The organism is Pseudoalteromonas sp. 2CM39R (assembly GCF_023161845.1).
This window is the reverse complement of sequence record NZ_JALNTM010000012.1, coordinates 246,361-262,994: the sequence shown is the minus strand read 5'-3', so window position 1 is coordinate 262,994 and position 16,634 is coordinate 246,361. Positions and strand designations below refer to the sequence as shown.

15 protein-coding genes are annotated in these 16,634 nt (G+C 40.4%); 8 read left to right on the top strand and 7 right to left on the bottom strand.

The genetic code is table 11. From position 1 onward, the window contains the following. Nucleotides 1-86: 86 nt before the first annotated feature. Complete coding sequence (pdxH, locus tag MTF66_RS24945) at nt 87-725, top strand: pyridoxamine 5'-phosphate oxidase (protein WP_075169742.1); 639 nt, start codon at nt 87-89, stop codon at nt 723-725. A 13-nt stretch (nt 726-738) separates the two neighbouring features. Further along, on the top strand, nt 739-1,506 hold the full coding sequence (locus MTF66_RS24940; RefSeq protein WP_138623343.1) for a TatD family hydrolase: 768 nt from the start codon (nt 739-741) through the stop codon (nt 1,504-1,506). Here MTF66_RS24940 and MTF66_RS24935 read toward each other — a convergent pair. Continuing rightward, the gene (locus tag MTF66_RS24935) at nt 1,473-2,093 is read right to left on the bottom strand and encodes an AhpA/YtjB family protein (protein ID WP_054201961.1); all 621 of its coding nucleotides are present in this window, start codon (nt 2,091-2,093) and stop codon (nt 1,473-1,475) included. The two genes, MTF66_RS24940 and MTF66_RS24935, sit on opposite strands and share 34 nt — an antisense overlap. 142 nt (nt 2,094-2,235) lie before the next feature. On the opposite strand from MTF66_RS24935, the gene serB reads away from it, so the two are divergent. Then, nucleotides 2,236-3,261 carry a phosphoserine phosphatase SerB gene (gene serB / locus MTF66_RS24930; RefSeq protein ID WP_138623341.1) on the top strand — a complete coding sequence of 342 codons (1,026 nt, stop codon included), beginning with the start codon at nt 2,236-2,238 and terminating at the stop codon, nt 3,259-3,261. Here the strand turns inward: serB and MTF66_RS24925 are convergent. Next, nucleotides 3,258-5,738: a PilZ domain-containing protein gene (locus MTF66_RS24925; RefSeq protein WP_138623338.1), complete on the bottom strand. Its 2,481-nt coding sequence runs from the start codon at nt 5,736-5,738 to the stop codon at nt 3,258-3,260. The two genes, serB and MTF66_RS24925, sit on opposite strands and share 4 nt — an antisense overlap. A 555-nt stretch (nt 5,739-6,293) precedes the next feature. On the opposite strand from MTF66_RS24925, the gene radA reads away from it, so the two are divergent. Continuing rightward, nucleotides 6,294-7,679 carry a DNA repair protein RadA gene (radA, locus tag MTF66_RS24920; protein ID WP_010387717.1) on the top strand — a complete coding sequence of 462 codons (1,386 nt, stop codon included), beginning with the start codon at nt 6,294-6,296 and terminating at the stop codon, nt 7,677-7,679. 85 nt (nt 7,680-7,764) lie between these two features. After that, on the top strand, nt 7,765-8,697 hold the full coding sequence (locus MTF66_RS24915; RefSeq protein ID WP_054201804.1) for a hypothetical protein: 933 nt from the start codon (nt 7,765-7,767) through the stop codon (nt 8,695-8,697). A gap of 120 nt (nt 8,698-8,817) precedes the next feature. Here the strand turns inward: MTF66_RS24915 and serA are convergent, their stop codons facing one another. The 5 genes from serA to metK all read right to left on the bottom strand — a co-directional run bounded on the left by serA (nt 8,818) and on the right by metK (nt 13,213). Then, the gene (gene serA / locus MTF66_RS24910; RefSeq protein ID WP_010387720.1) at nt 8,818-10,047 is read right to left on the bottom strand and encodes a phosphoglycerate dehydrogenase; all 1,230 of its coding nucleotides are present in this window, start codon (nt 10,045-10,047) and stop codon (nt 8,818-8,820) included. Between the two features lie 9 nt (nt 10,048-10,056). After that, the gene (rpiA, locus tag MTF66_RS24905; RefSeq protein ID WP_054201803.1) at nt 10,057-10,710 is read right to left on the bottom strand and encodes a ribose-5-phosphate isomerase RpiA; all 654 of its coding nucleotides are present in this window, start codon (nt 10,708-10,710) and stop codon (nt 10,057-10,059) included. Between the two features lie 52 nt (nt 10,711-10,762). Further along, nucleotides 10,763-11,359 (bottom strand): 5-formyltetrahydrofolate cyclo-ligase, encoded by a 597-nt coding sequence (locus MTF66_RS24900; protein ID WP_138570863.1) that lies wholly within the window; start codon nt 11,357-11,359, stop codon nt 10,763-10,765. Between the two features lie 18 nt (nt 11,360-11,377). Continuing rightward, on the bottom strand, nt 11,378-11,923 hold the full coding sequence (locus tag MTF66_RS24895; RefSeq protein ID WP_075169738.1) for a hypothetical protein: 546 nt from the start codon (nt 11,921-11,923) through the stop codon (nt 11,378-11,380). 138 nt (nt 11,924-12,061) lie between these two features. Beyond that, complete coding sequence (metK, locus tag MTF66_RS24890; protein WP_008110316.1) at nt 12,062-13,213, bottom strand: methionine adenosyltransferase; 1,152 nt, start codon at nt 13,211-13,213, stop codon at nt 12,062-12,064. Nucleotides 13,214-13,478: 265 nt separating this feature from the next. On the opposite strand from metK, the gene tkt reads away from it, so the two are divergent. From tkt to hpf, 3 genes are all read left to right on the top strand, one after another. Further along, nucleotides 13,479-15,470 (top strand): transketolase, encoded by a 1,992-nt coding sequence (gene tkt / locus MTF66_RS24885; RefSeq protein ID WP_010387727.1) that lies wholly within the window; start codon nt 13,479-13,481, stop codon nt 15,468-15,470. 296 nt (nt 15,471-15,766) lie between these two features. Next, complete coding sequence (locus tag MTF66_RS24880) at nt 15,767-16,081, top strand: pyrimidine/purine nucleoside phosphorylase (protein WP_010387728.1); 315 nt, start codon at nt 15,767-15,769, stop codon at nt 16,079-16,081. Nucleotides 16,082-16,271: 190 nt separating this feature from the next. Continuing rightward, on the top strand, nt 16,272-16,628 hold the full coding sequence (hpf, locus tag MTF66_RS24875) for a ribosome hibernation-promoting factor, HPF/YfiA family (protein ID WP_008110321.1): 357 nt from the start codon (nt 16,272-16,274) through the stop codon (nt 16,626-16,628). Nucleotides 16,629-16,634: the final 6 nt, after the last annotated feature.

Sequence of the window (16,634 nt, the reverse complement as noted above, 5' to 3'; positions counted from 1 at the left end):
ACCTAGAACCTAGAACCTAGAACCTAGAACCTAGAACCTAGAACCTAGAACCTAGAACCTAGAACCTAGAACCTAGAGGGAATTTTATGAAACTCGAAGATATTCGTCGTGAATACTTGCAAGATGCGCTAAGTGAAGACAACTTGCTTGATGATCCGTTTAAGCAGTTTGAAACTTGGCTAGAGCATGCTGTTGGCAGTAACTTGCCCGACCCTACAGCTATGGTGGTCGCTACGGTCGATGAAACCGGTCAGCCTTCACAGCGTATTGTGTTGCTAAAACATTTAGATGATAACGGTTTTGTGTTTTTTACTAATACCGGTTCACGTAAAGCACAAGAGCTTAAAGGCAATAATAAAATTTCCTTGCACTTCCCATGGCACCCTATGGAACGCCAAGTAATTGTGTATGGTGAAGCGCAGCCATTACCTACATCGGCTGTTGCTAAATACTTTTTATCTCGCCCTAAAGAAAGCCAATTAGCCGCTTGGGCGTCGCAACAAAGCCGTCCAGTTTCCTCGCGTAAAGTGCTAATGGAGACCTTTGCCAACATGAAAAACAAATTCGCTAAAGGTGAAATTCCGCTCCCTGATTTTTGGGGCGGGTATTGTGTTGTGCCGCAAAAAATCGAGTTTTGGCAAGGCGGAGCGCATCGTTTACATGATCGCTTTATGTATCAGCGTCAGGCCGATAATAACTGGCAAATAACCCGCTTAAATCCTTAGTTGGCTGCTGGTTTTGCAATTTATAGACTCACACTGCCATCTTGATTTTAGTGAGTTTGATACAAACCGCGAATCACTTATTAATGCCTGTGTAGCTAAAGGCATTAATCAATTTATTGTGCCAGGCATTAGCTTGGCGCAGTCTCAAAAACTACTCGAGTTTAAAGCAACCTACCCACAAATTAGAATAGCTGCAGGGCTACATCCTTATTTTTTAGAGCAACATCAGCAATCGCACTTAGAATCACTGTATAACTTTGCTAAAACAAACAAAACTCAGCTTGTGGCTATTGGGGAATGCGGGCTAGATCGCAGTATCGAAAATCTTGAAAAACAAACCTTTCTGTTTGAGCAACAAATAGCGCTTGCTAATGAGCTTGAGTTACCGCTGATTGTGCATCACAGACAAAGCCATGATTTAATAGCGCAATCGTTTAAGCGTTGTAAGCCTAAGAATGGCGGTGTGATCCATGCTTTTTCAGGCTCAATACAACAAGCACAGTACTATATAAAAATGGGCTTTAAGCTTGGAGTGGGTGGGGTTATCACCTATGAGCGGGCTGCTAAAACTCGTGCGGTTGTAGCAAAGCTTGAGTCACAGCATTTAGTGCTTGAGACTGATTCACCTTCAATGCCGCTAAATGGTTATCAGGGAGAAATAAATACCCCATTGCATATTCCTAACGTGTTTAATGCGCTTCATAGTTTAAAATCAAATAGCGATAAATATCGATTAGCTGAGCAGCTTTATGCTTCGTGCTCTGAGGTTTTTTGTATATAGCGATTTACTTGCCAGCGTTTTAACCCTCGGCCTAATTGCCAAGTAAAAATACAAGCAATTACTAGCATAAGTAATACTTGGCGACCTAAATCATGAAAGTGATTATGGCTTGAAGATACCGCAGCGCGCGTTAAATAGGTAATAGATACAAAGCCAATAGGGCGATTGTCGTCAGAAATAACTTGTTCAACAAACGGTGTTTTTAATTTACTAATGCCCGGTGATGAGTCTGGTAATAAACCATATACATGATGTGATTGCCAGTTATCGCTGCTTGCAAGCACTACACCTTGTTTATCATAAATGGTGGCTGAAAGAACAAACTCATCTTTACTGATATTGTTGCATAAGGTGGTGAGCTGCGATTTGTTTTTTTCTATTAGCGGTTTTTTGGCATTCAGTGCCATAAACTGAGTGAGTGACTTGGCTGCACTATTGGCACTATCGTAAAGTAGTTGATGGCTTTGGTGGCTACTGTTTATTCCTACCCAGCTTAATAATACAAAGCAGCCCGCGGCCAATAACAAACGAATTAAACGCTTTTTTTGCGAGGCTGTAAGTGGATTTTTAAGATGGTTATTTTTCATAGTCACCGTATATGCTGCTGACAGCATTTTGATTTGATGTTACAACTACACTATAACCCTAAATCCCCCCTGATGGCGAATTTTGTATCTCATATCCTTATTATCAATGAGCTAAATGTCAGGAAATATAAACGGAGATCCCATGTCGAACGCGAACATGGCACAGCAAAGCGCTGAGCTATTATCATCATCACTTATTCTTAATAAATGGTTTAGCTACCAACAAGGTGTTTTTACACCACTAAATACAACACCAAACAGAAACCAAGGGTTATTTAGTATTGCCTTTGGCGGTGATTTTAATATTCAGCATATCAATAGCATTATTGAGTTTTTTGCGTCTCACCAGCAAAAAGTAACAGCTATTTGTCAATATCAGCCAGATTTAGGGTTATCTCCGGCATTATGTTTTTATATAGAAAATGCAGAGCGCGCAATAAACCCACTTGAACTTCAAACTTTTGCAAATACCTTGGCGTGTCAGTTAGTGCAAGTAACTAGCCCCCCTGATTTACAAAAACCAGGATTATTGGTAATGGATATGGATTCAACGGCCATTACTATTGAGTGTATTGATGAAATTGCACGCTTAGCGAATGTATACGACGAGGTTGCCAACGTAACCGCGCAGGCAATGGCAGGTAAGCTTGATTTTAGCGAAAGCTTACACCAGCGTGTTGCCAAGCTCGAAGGCATTGAAAAGAGCTTAATTGATGAGCTTAAAAGTGCACTGCCTTTAATGCCAGGTATTAAAGCGTTATGCCAAATTTTAAAACACCACGATTGGTATTTAGCGATTGCATCGGGCGGCTTTGTGCCGTTTGCTGAGCGAGTGCAGGAGCTGATTAATTTAGATGAAGTGCATGCTAATGTGCTGGAATTTAAAGACAATAAACTAACTGGTAAAGTGTTAGGTGGGATTGTTGATGCTGAGCAAAAAGCGGTTGTTTTAAACGCGCTACAACAAAAGCTGGGGCTTGAAAAATGCCAAACAGTTGCCATAGGCGATGGTGCAAACGATTTAAAAATGATGGCTCAAGCTGGCTTAGGCGTTGCTGTACATGGTAAACCAAAAGTAGTTGAGCAAGCCCAAGCAGCTATTTGCCAAGGCTCGTTATTACAACTGTTATATATGCTGGCGGTTCCGCTAAACCCATCACAGGTTTAACGTAAACGATTTAACCAGATTAGCTTTCGTCTAGACATTTGCTCAACCTGTTGTTGGTTGAGCGCTAAATGCTCAAGTGCTTCATCACTTACATCAATAATGTCGCCCACACCTGATACAGACCATAATGCATCCTCTAAGTCTTTGGCCTTGTGAATTGCGTATTGGCTAACGTATTTTAGCTCGTTTGCTAAGTAGTCAGTATCGAGTCGACCAGTGCGAGAAATATATAAACGCATTATAAAAACCAGCTCAGATTTAAGCCCTTTACTTACTTGCTGTTTAAACTCGCTACAGTCAGTACCTAAAACACATTGGCTGGTAATGGCATCGGCTATATTTTCTTTTTTAGGATCAAAGTTAATTACTAAACTAAACTCTAGCGGCGGATCTTGACGGGTGCGATCTTTAATATTAGGGGTGATCACATCAATAATATGCGCTTTAGTAATAATATTTGATAAGTCTGTTTTAGCATTCAACAAGGCAAAATTTTGTAAAATAACATGCAGTGGGCTTGGATATAAACCAAATCCCATGGCGCCAATTTCAAAATGCGCCATTGATTTATGTAAATAAATCGGAAACTGGCAAAGCGTTTTTGTTACCATATTTCTAAGTGCTGTAGAAAGCCCAGGTACTTTAGGTGACTCTTCAGCAACTTTTAATTTTTGTTTATTACTATTGATTAAAAGGGTAAAAAAATCGACCCCAGTATGAGATGAGCCTTTATCTGCATGCGCTTTCAAATTAATCGTAGTCAGCGATTTGCTCACTGCCATGACTTCATATTGAATAAGATTTAATGAATAGTTTTTGGTAATTTTTTGCAAATCAGGAAATGATAACGAAACAATATCGCCTTTTTTAAAGTCCACTTCTTGATTGCACTCTAGCTGTAAGCCAAATATTGAAAAATCACGGGTATACCCATGCAATACCGCATCACGAGTATTAATCACTACATTAGTTTTGTATAAATAGCGTTTATTAGAGCGAAGATTTACATACTCTAGAGGCACGGTGTTGAGCTCCGGTGGAGATGCATGCTTACTATGGCCAAAATATTTTAATTTATTGGCTAAGGCTTTATCAAATTCATATTGTTGATAATGCTGTTGCTCATGCTCATTACCAACTTGGGTAAGTAGCATTAAATATTTTACGTCTTTTATCGCGCCTTCAACACGTGGTGAAGGTGGTTTATTCAGTTTCTCAATATCTTTACCTAAAGAGTTAGGTAAAGATAAAGGAATATAAGCATCTTCAGTATGACTCGGCATTAGTTGTAATTTAAAGCAACGCCAACTGTCTCTTCGGCTACCAAAACCAAAAAATAACGTTTTTAATTGTGTTTGTTGCTCAAGCTCAGAACGAGTTGCTGAGTAGTAATAAATTTTTCCTGCAGAGACATGGGTAAAGGTATACAAATATTCTTCTTTTACTGCCACAGGTTTTAGCGCCAAGGTACGAATACGCTTATGATTTAACACATTGTAAAGACATGATTTTTTGCGTTCATCAGTAAAGTAACGCTGAATAAATAAACTGTTCTCAGTGGTTAAGCTCAGGCTAGGATAATAAACGCCGTTTTGCTGGCTAATAAAAACATATAAAGAATTAACCCTAGGAATATAATATTGTTCATACCCTTTAGAAACAACCGCATCCAGGGTGTTATCTAAATTCACTTTATAACGGCGTTTATTACCATGAATAAAGCTTTCTAAAAAACGATCAAACGCGCTGTTATTTTCTTCAAATGTACGCTTTAAGCGGATATGATTAAATTCTTCAGAGGTGTTTTCTATCGCAACGACTTCATATTTAACGCCACTTTTTAGGCCAAGCTGAAAATCTTGCTCTAAGCCTACTAGGTGCATGTTTATAAGCTGACCTTTTTTTAAGTTATAGCGCGACGCCAACTTAATTTTACAACCACTGAGTGAAATATCAGAGGTACTCGCATCGATTTTTGCTTGCCCGTCATACTCAATAGTAATTTTAATTGAGTAATTCATCCGCTCTTCACTACGATTTTCATAAGCTGCAAATTTAATAACGTTGGTGGTCAGTTCATGTTGTGGTTTAGCTTCTACTTTTTTTGGTGTAATTGATTGCTGTTGTAATACGCGATAATTATTTTCGGTATTCATTACCGCTTCGTATACTGCAAGGGTGTAATCTTTATGTTGTTTTATGGCCGCTTCGAATACTTCAATAGCGGTGTCATCCATAAAGTGTTGCTTGCCCTTGTATTCATATGGTTTTACTTGGCCAGTAACTAAACCACGAAGATCAATAAAGCGGTCTATCGGCTGAGATAAACGCGACATTTCCATTTTTATTAAAAACTGCTCGGGTTTAGTTAACTCGGCAGTTTTTGACTTGAAAATGAGATCAAACTTAGCATTTCCCAAATACTGTTTTAATTCATTTACAAGCGCTTCATGCTTAAGCAATACGTCATCAGCCATTTATAAATCATCACCGTCTAATTTAAAAAGTAGGTATACTGTTGCAATTATTTATTAGAATATTTAATAAATCGAATCTCGCAAAACCGCCAAATGCGGCCCGATACTATGCGTAACTTTACTTTGTGTTTAACCTGAACTCCGGATAATAAATCCATCTCAAGCAGCTATTTTCAGCGCTAACTGCGTTGAATTTACTTGCAATAGGCGAGCTATTGACGCGTAATTTCGCCTTGTTTTCACTAAAAATCTCTAGCTAGAGAAAAATAAGCACAAATATCTTTTTGATTCAATATGTTAGTAAATCTCTTAACCAGAGTTCAGGTTATTTATTGTTATTTTCTAATAGCCAATTAATTGGCAAGGGTTAATTAGTTTTTTAAAGCAAGAAACATGCCCTAAAGTAGGTTAAGTGAAACTACATTAGTATAGCGTATTTGATGATACTAAATGCGCTGATCCACAAGACGTTGTTGCTAAGGTAGAGCCAGCAATGGCAAAATAAGCGCTTAACACTGTGTATTTCAAAATAAAGAATAGTAGGTAAGGTTTTAAATGGCTAAAGCGGCAAAAGTAGAGTTTGTTTGTACAGAATGTGGCATGAACTATCAACGTTGGCAAGGCCAGTGTCGCTGTGGCGCATGGAACACTTTAGCAGAGTTTAAACCCTCTGCAGGGCAAAACAAAAAGGTAGCTGCTCGTGCAAGTGTAGGTGGTTATGCCGGTGGCATTGGCGGTGGTTCTAAAAAAATTAATGATGTAGCAACCTCTGAGGCTGAAAAGCAGCTTACTGAAATTGGCGAACTTGACCGTGTACTAAGCGGCGGTGTAACCACCGGCTCGGTTAATATTATTTCTGGCGATCCGGGGGCGGGTAAAACAACACTACTATCTGATTTGGTGGCAAGAATGTCTCAGCGTATGCCATCACTTTACTGTACTGCGGAGGAGTCTCTATCGCAGTTTAAAAATAGGGTTAATCGGTTAAAACTAAATTACAACGAAGATGAACTCTATTTACTGTCAGAAACCAGTGTTGAAACCATTATTGAAGAGCTGGATAAAAACAAAATTAAGTTTGCCGTTATCGACTCTATTCAAGCCGTTGTCACCGATACCGCTAATGGCAGCCCAGGTTCACCTTCTCAGGTAAAAAGTGCAGCTCAAGCATTAACTCAATATTGTAAGCAAAACGACGTGACTATGTTTATTATTGCTCACGTAAATAAGAATAATGAAATAGCCGGCCCGCAAACCTTAGTACACATAGTTGATGCACTGTTACATATTGATACCAACGATGGTCAAGTGCGCACCCTGCGCGCTAATAAAAATCGCTTTGGTGATATAGACACCGTCGGCATTTTTAAAATGTGTGAACGCGGTATGCTCAGTGTGGATAACCCCAGTGAAATTTTCTTATCGGGCTCAACCACTGAATCACCGGGGTCGACAATTACCTGTATCCGTAAAGGAAATCGTAATTTACTGCTAGAAATTCAGTGTTTAACCACTGAAACCGAAGCAGAGTTTCCACAGCGAGTATGTGTTGGTTTAAATATGAACCGGATCAAAATGCTCACCGGTATTTTACGTAAGCACACCAAAACTAAAATATTCCACGATACGTTTTTTAATATTGTCGGTGGTTTAAAAATTGATGAATCAGAAACCTGTATTGACTTAGCGCTTGTTACTGCACTTTTGAGTAGTTTAAACGAATTTGTTGTACCTCGAACCACCTGTATTATGGGGGAGTTAAGCTTAAATGGTGATGTACGCCCAATCGACAGTGGTGTGCCCCGTGTTAAAGAAGCGGCGCAACATGGGTTTACTGAAATATTTATCCCATTTCGTAACTACCATAAATCAATGGAAGGGCTGGGTGCCAAAATAACGCCGGTTAAAACCGTGCACGAGCTACTTAGTTTAATTAATTAGCAAACAAAAAGTGCTTAACGACTTATGTTCTCAATGTTAGTCTTGCTTAAAGCCACTTATATAAAGAGTTTAATAAGGAAATAACATGAAAAAATTAGTGATTGCAGCCGCGATTATTGCTGCAGGTGTGGGTGGCGTAAGCTATGCAAACTATGTAGCAACCCAAGAGGTACGCGCTGAGGTCGATAAGCAGTTGGCTTTGGTTAGCGAACAAACAGGTGCCAGCTTTAACTATGCAGATCTATCGGCGAGTGTTATTTCAAATAGTGTTGCCATTAGTAATATAGAAGTGACCAGCCCTGAGGGTGAAAATATTGCCACGGTTGAGCATGTGGAAGTGACAGGTTACGAAACCGATAAAATATCGCCACATACTGCTTTTACACTGAAAAACTTCCAATTTGATAAAAGCTTTGTCGCTACACTGCCTGCAGATACTAATGCACAACTTGCCTCGGCCAGCTATGATTTACACTCATCATTAGATTACGATGAGCAATCAGGTAACAGCGATATAGTTGTTAAACTGCACGCCAACGATATTGCCAGCATTGATATGAATATGGGGCTGGCTAATTCTAAAGCGCTTATGGATGCTTCACTAGAAATAAGCAAAGCTCAGCAAACAGCAGGTGATACACCGCTTACTTACGAGCAAGAGTTGCAACAGCAAACACTTATTATGCAAGCAATGAGCAAGTTAGAGCCACGCACTATGAGTGTAATGCTCGATAACCAAGGCGAGTTAAGTACTTTGCTAGAAAGTGAATTAGCCAAACAAGGTATGACACTAGAGCAGATGCAAATGATGCTAGCTCAACAGTTACAGCAAGCGCCGGTAACCGAAGAAATAGCGCAAGCATTAACTGACTTTGCTAAAGGTCTAAATTCGCTTAGTGTCTCAGCTAAACTGCCTGAAGGTAAAACCATGATGGAAGTAAATCAGCAGCTAATGATGTTAGCAGGGCAACCCGAAGAGCTGGTTAAATTTATAAATTTAGAAGTAAAAGGCAAATAATAGAATAAGTTGCCAGCTTCCAGTTTAATGTAAAAAAGCCGTACTTGATTACTCAAGTACGGCTTTTATTATTTTAGCTGATAGCTGATAGCTGATAGCTGATAGCTGATAGCTGATTACTTAGTGAAGAATACGGGCTCTAATTGTGCCTTCAACTGCACTAAGTTCTTTTAGTGCTACTTCAGATTGAACGGTGTCTACGTCAATAACCACGTAACCAATTGCTTCGTCCGTTTGTAAGTACTGTGCGGCAATATTAATACCGTGCTGAGCAAACGCTTGGTTAATTTGCGTTAACACGCCAGGGCGGTTGTGGTGCACGTGTAACAAGCGACTACGGTTAGCAAGTTCTGGCAATGATACTTCAGGGAAGTTAACTGCTGTAATAGTTGAGCCATTATCTGAGTACTTAGCGAGTTTACCTGCTACTTCAATACCAATATTCTCTTGTGCTTCTTGAGTAGAACCCCCAATGTGCGGCGTTAAAATAACGTTGTCGAATTCACGTAGTGGCGAAATAAACTCTTCATCGTTTGATTTAGGCTCAACTGGGAATACATCAATGGCTGCACCGCTAAGCTTCTTCTCTGTTAGTGCTTCAGCTAGGGCATCAATGTCAACCACAGTACCGCGAGAAGCATTAATTAAAATAGCGCCTTGCTTCATCACGGCAAGCTCTGCTGTTCCAATCAAGTTTTTAGTTTGCGGTGTCTCTGGAACATGTAAGCTAATAATATCAGCGCGTTGCAACAGCTGCGTTAAGTTATGTACTTGTGTAGCATTACCTAAAGATAGTTTGTCTTCAATGTCGTAATACTCCACGTTCATACCAATATTTTCAGCCATAATACCCAGCTGAGTACCAATGTGGCCGTAACCAATAATACCTAAGGTTTTGCCGCGTGCTTCAAACGAGCCATTAGCTGTTTTTAACCAGCCGCCACGATGGGCAGCGGCATTACGCTGTGGAATACCACGTAATAACAGCAATATTTCACCAAGTACAAGCTCAGCCACAGAGCGAGTATTTGAAAACGGTGCATTAAATACCGCAATACCGCGCTCACGCGCTGCGTTTAAATCTACTTGGTTTGTGCCAATACAAAAACAACCTACAGCAACTAGCTTTTCAGCTGCGTTTAATACAGATTCGTTAATATGAGTACGAGAACGAAGCCCTACAAAGTGCACATCTTTAATGCGCTCTATAAGTTCGTCCTCTGGCAACGATGTTTTAACGTAGTCGATATTGCTATAACCGTTACGTTTTAGCGTTTCAACAGCGCTTTGGTGAACACCTTCAAGCAAGAGAATTTTAATTTTGTCTTTTGCTAACGATACCTTACTCATAACCATATCCTATTTAATTTGTGGCCCATTTTTAGTGCCGATAATTACTTTATCAGCACCGCGCTCTGCAAATAGGCCGTTGGTGACTACGCCAACAATTTGATTTATTTGTGTTTCAAGCTGTTTAGCATGGGTAATTTTTAAATTATGTACGTCTAAAATAACGTTGCCGTTATCGGTTAAAACACCATGGCGATACACAGGATCACCGCCAAGTTTTAATAATTCGCGGGCAACATAGCTGCGCGCCATCGGAATAACTTCAACCGGCAGTGGGAAGTCTCCTAAGGTATCGACTAGTTTTGTATCATCAACAATGCATACAAACTGTTTTGCTACAGCTGCCACTATTTTTTCGCGGGTAAGCGCCGCACCGCCGCCTTTGATCATTTCATTTAAGGCGTTAATTTCATCTGCGCCATCAACGTATACATCAAGTGCTGCTACATCGTTAAGCTCAAACACTTCTATGCCAAGCTCTTTTAAGCGCGCTGTAGATGCTTCTGAACTTGATACTGCACCAACGATGGTGTCTTTAACTGTGCCTAGGGCATCAATAAAGTGATTAACGGTTGAGCCTGTACCTACACCTACTATGGTGTTTTCTTTTACAAACTCGAGTGCAGCCCACGCAGCTGCTTTTTTTAATTCATCTTGTGTCATTGTTGTCTGCTCATTGGTGTCAAAATAGGCTGTTAGTTTACAAGATTAGTTGTTACCAACAGTAGGTTTTATCGGGTGTTATGATCGTTTTTAGTGGTACATCCCACGATTCAATCGGTAACTCATCGACTTGTTGGCACGCATGTGCGAGGCCAATAAGTTGCGGTTGTTGCCAGTGTTGTTCGTATAAACGTGCCAATGTTCTATCGTAAAACCCACCTCCCATTCCAAGGCGATTACCAAATTTATCAAATGCCACTAATGGCATTAAAACGTAATCAAGCTCAGGTAAGGGGCATATTTGAGAGCAGTTCAACTTAGGCTCCAAGATACCATAGCGATTTGCTCTCATGGGTGAGTTTTTTTCATAGCGTTGAAATAGTAAATTAGCCCCATTAAATGGATGAATTACTGGCAAGTAAATAGCCTGGTCAGTGTTCCATAATTCATTAATTAACAATGAGGTATCTAATTCGCCATCATTACTTAAATAAAGCGCGATATGACTTTTTTTGGCCGAATTTATGCTTTTTAAATGTTGAATAAAATTCACTTTAAGCGATTCGGCGGCTAATTCTTGCTGGTTTTTTGATAGGTTATTACGTGCTTTACGAATATCGTGTCTTATTTGTGCGCGATTATTACTCATTAAATAACTTAACCGTAATTAAAAAGAGAATAAATTAGGAAATAATAAGTACATAGCAAGTACAATAAGCAATATTACGGCTGTAGAAATCAGCGAATATAAAACAAGGTTGCCGCGTTTTTTGGGCTCAGTAGAGAGAGGCTCATCAAGCATTAAATCGTCATCTTCCCATACTTCATTATTTTCATCAGGTAATGATAATTCAACTTCAGGTAGGCGTTGCTCAATATCTTCTAGTTTTTCTTCAAGGCGAATTAGGCTACTGGTAATGTAATCTAGGGCGTCAAATAAGCGCTGATCTCGCTGGCTGTCGTAAGCTGTTTGAGGTGCCGTTTGTGTAGCCGCAGCTTGCTGAAGTTTGCTTTTAATCCCCAGCGTTGAAAGTAACTTAGCTTGCTTGAGTGCTTTATCTTTGGGGCAAGGGGCAAATAACGGTTTGCCATCAAAAAAAGCAGCCACTTTTTCTGGCGAGGTTTTCAGCTTTTCTGTCAGTGCAGTGGTCACTGCTTGGCTGTCTGCACCTTCTGCAAGTCCTACAAATATAACACGAAAATTGTCGGCCATTTTTTATCCCTAATACGCTTTATTGTATAAGCAGAGTATATACCTAAAATGTTAAACAGTTCGAGACTGTTTTACGACTAACTTAGTACACATAGCAAAACGGCCCTAAAAAGGGCCGTTTAATATTAGCTAAGTGGCTTATAGACCAGCTGCTGCGCGAAGTGCGTCTGCTTTATCTGTGCGTTCCCATGGGAATTCGTCACGACCAAAGTGGCCATAAGCCGCTGTTGGAAGATAAATAGGGCGCTCAAGGTCAAGCATTTGAATTAGACCGTAAGGGCGTAAGTCAAAGTGTTCACGAATAAGTTCAATTAAACGCGCTTCTTCTAATTTACCTGTGCCAAATGTTTCAACACTGATAGAAGTAGGCTCTGCAACACCAATAGCGTAAGACACTTGAAGTTCACACTTATCAGCAAGGCCTGCAGCAACAATGTTTTTAGCAACGTAACGTGCAGCATAAGCCGCTGAGCGGTCAACTTTTGATGGATCTTTACCAGAGAAAGCACCACCACCGTGACGAGCCATACCACCGTATGTATCTACAATGATTTTACGACCAGTTAAACCACAGTCACCCATTGGGCCACCAATAACAAAACGACCTGTTGGGTTAATGAAAAACTTAGTTGCGCTAGTAATAAGCTCAGCAGGAAGTACTGGCTTAATAATTGTTTCCATTACCGCTTCTACTAAGTCATTTTGTGATACATCTTCGCTGTGCTGAGTAGAAAGTACAACGGCATCAATACCTACTGGCTTGCCATTTTCGTATGCAAATGTAACTTGTGATTTTGCATCTGGACGTAACCAGTTAAGCTCGCCGCTTTTACGAACCTCAGCTTGGCGCTGTACTAAACGGTGAGAATAAGTAATTGGAGCAGGCATTAATACTTCAGTTTCGTTACATGCGTAACCAAACATTAAGCCTTGGTCGCCAGCGCCTTGCTCTTCAGGGCTTGTACGGTCAACACCTTGGTTAATGTCTGGAGACTGTTTACCAATAGTGTTTAAAATTGCACACGAATCGGCATCAAAGCCCATATCTGAGTGTGTGTAACCAATTTCACGTACTGTTTTACGTGTAATTTCTTCGATATCAACCCATGCGCTAGTCGTGATTTCACCACCAACCATAACCATACCGGTTTTAACGTAAGTTTCACACGCTACACGGGCATGAGAGTCTTGCTCTAGGATAGCATCAAGTACCGCATCAGAAATTTGATCGGCGATTTTATCCGGATGACCTTCAGAAACAGATTCAGAAGTAAATAAATGTTTTGCCATTGTAATTATGCTCACAAATATTGCGCTTCACAAACGTCGGTATTAGCGCTAAAAAATTAAGGCGCGTATTTTATCTAAAACAAGCGAACTTGCATAGTTTTTTTACGCCTAGACGTCTAAATAAAATATATAATAGTAAATGGTTCTTAAAAAATATTCATAATGTCCTATTTTTATGGGTTTTTAATTGCACACAGCCCCTACAATAAGTAAGAATGGAGGTATATAAATACCCGCGCAAATACATATAAAGGTAGGAGAATTCATGCCATCTCGCAAAGAACTTGCAAATGCTATTCGCGTCTTGTCAATGGACGCAGTACAAAAGGCCAAATCTGGTCACCCTGGAGCCCCTATGGGCATGGCTGATATCGCAGAAGTATTATGGCGCGATTATCTAAAACATAACCCAACAAATCCAGAGTGGGCTGACCGAGATCGATTTATACTCTCAAATGGTCACGGTTCAATGCTAATTTATTCTCTATTGCATTTAAGTGGTTATGATTTACCACTGGACGAAATTAAAAACTTCCGCCAAATGCACTCTAAAACACCAGGCCATCCAGAATATGGATACGCGCCAGGAATTGAGACCACTACGGGTCCATTAGGTCAAGGGATCACAAATGCCGTAGGTATGGCAATTGCTGAAAAAGCATTAGCCGCTCAATTTAACCGTGAAGGCCATGACATTGTTGATCACCACACTTACGCATTTATGGGTGATGGTTGTTTAATGGAAGGTATTTCTCATGAAGCCTGTTCGCTTGCTGGTACATTAGGCCTAGGCAAGTTAGTGGCATTTTGGGATGACAACGGCATTTCAATCGACGGTGAAGTTGAAGGCTGGTTTAGCGATGACACACCAGCACGTTTTAAAGCATACGGCTGGCATGTAATTAGCGACGTTGATGGCCACGATAGCGATGCTGTAAGTGCCGCAATTAGCGAAGCCAAAAGCGTGACCGACAAACCAACGCTAATTTGTTGTAAAACAGTAATTGGATATGGCTCACCTAATAAATCAGGCAGCCACGACTGTCATGGCGCACCACTAGGTGATGACGAAATTAAAGCATCTCGTGAGTTCTTAGGTTGGACGGGTGATGCATTTGAAATCCCTGCTGACATTTACGCACAGTGGGATAACAAAGAAAAAGGCCAACAGCTTGAAGCAAGCTGGGACGAAAAATTTGCCGCATACGAGCAAGCATTCCCAGAGCTAGCAGCAGAATACAAACGCCGTACAAATTCAGATTTACCCGCTGATTGGGCTGAAAAGTCACAAGCGTATATTGAGCAGTTACAAGCAAACCCAGCAAATCCAGCATCACGTAAAGCATCGCAAAATGCATTAAACGCATTTGGTCCGTTACTACCTGAGTTTATGGGTGGCTCTGCTGATTTAGCAGGTTCAAACTTAACAATTTGGGATGGCTCTAAAGGCTTAACGGCAGACGATGCAAGTGGTAACTACGTTTACTACGGTGTGCGTGAGTTTGGTATGTCGGCAATTATGAATGGTATTGCACTTCATAAAGGCTTTATCCCTTACGGTGCAACGTTCTTAATGTTTATGGAATACGCACGCAACGCGGTTCGTATGGCTGCATTAATGAAGCAACCAAGCATTTTTGTATACACGCACGATTCAATTGGTTTAGGTGAAGATGGTCCTACTCACCAACCAGTAGAGCAAATTGCCAGCATGCGTTTAACGCCTAACCTTTACAACTGGCGCCCATGTGACCAAGTTGAGTCGGCAATTGCATGGCAACAAGCTATTGAACGTAAAGACGGTCCTACATCATTAATCTTTACTCGCCAAGGCTTAGAGCAACAAGCACGTGATGCACAGCAATTAAGCGACGTTAAAAAGGGTGGTTACATCCTAAGTTGTGACGGCAACCCAGAGCTTATTCTTATTGCTACCGGCTCTGAAGTACAACTTGCGCAAGACTCTGCGAAAGAGCTACGTGCGCAGGGTAAAAAGGTACGTGTTGTATCTATGCCGTGTACTGATGCGTTTGAAGATCAATCGCCTGAGTACAAAGAAAGCGTATTACCAGCAAGCGTTTCACGTCGCGTAGCGATTGAAGCGGGTATTGCTGATTACTGGTACAAGTACGTAGGTCTAAATGGCGCCGTAGTCGGTATGACCACCTTTGGTGAGTCGGCTCCAGCTAACGAGCTATTTGAATTCTTCGGCTTCACCGTAGAAAACATCGTTAACAAAGCTAATGCATTGTTTTAAGCAACTGCTTTAACATTTAAAAGCCCGCCCAGTGTAAAACAGGGCGGGCTTTTTTATGAGTTGTACTTTTATCACCTCTCTAAAGCGCAGCGTCTCATCGCCCTCTTTATGCATAAATTACTAAAAGATCTGTTTGAAACTCGCAGCTCGTTGCTCGGCATATCTCTCTATAAAGTCGTTAATTTTGAATCTTTTGGCTTCTAAATGAGTAATTTTCACAGCACTTAACTTGCAAGGTTTTTGTGTATCAGGCACTGTGGAGGTAGCAAAATTATAAATTAATAACAGGAGTTAACATGCCAAAGTTCGATAACGTTAGTGTGGTTAAAAAAGCCAATGTATATTTTGATGGCAAAGTATCAAGCCGAACTGTGCTTTTAGGAAATGGTGAAGCGAAAACCTTGGGTTTTATGCAACCCGGTGAATTTGAGTTTAATACCAACCAAAAAGAGTGCATGGAGTTGTTAGCAGGGCAGTGGGATGTGTTATTACCAGGTGAAAGCGAGTGGAAAACATTTAATGCGGGTGAGTCATTTAATGTTGATGCTAATGTCAGCTTCCATGTAAAAGTAAGTGATTTTGCTGATTATTGCTGTTCATACACAGATTAATTACATGAATGGTTAAATTATCAGCACCTCTGAAAGGCCGCTATCACGCGGCTTTTTGCATACTTAATGCTAAATGAATGATCTAAATCAGGTGGGGTAATAAATAATTGCTAAATTTAGCTATTTTCTCTTGTGTTAATTCGTTTAGCCCCCAATACTAACAGTGAGGTAACATAAAAAAGGATACCCTATGAAAATTAATCTTTCTGGTCACCATGTTGACGTTACTGATTCTATTAAAGAACACATTAACGAAAAGTTTTCTAAAATTGAGAGTCATTTTCCATCATTGATAGCGCTCGACATTATTCTTTCAAAAGAGCATCACAAGTTCCAAGCAGAAATTAGTACAAATTATGAAGGTGCGCGAATATCAGTTAAAGGGGAAAACGAGGTTATGTACCCAGCCATTTCCAGCGCAGCTAAAAAACTCGATGCCGCACTAAAGCATCGTAAAGGGCAAATAAAAGCGAACTTACATGAAAAGCCTGTAAGTACCACACCTGAAATAGCACACGAAATCATCCAAGAGATGGATTTAAATTAATAACTA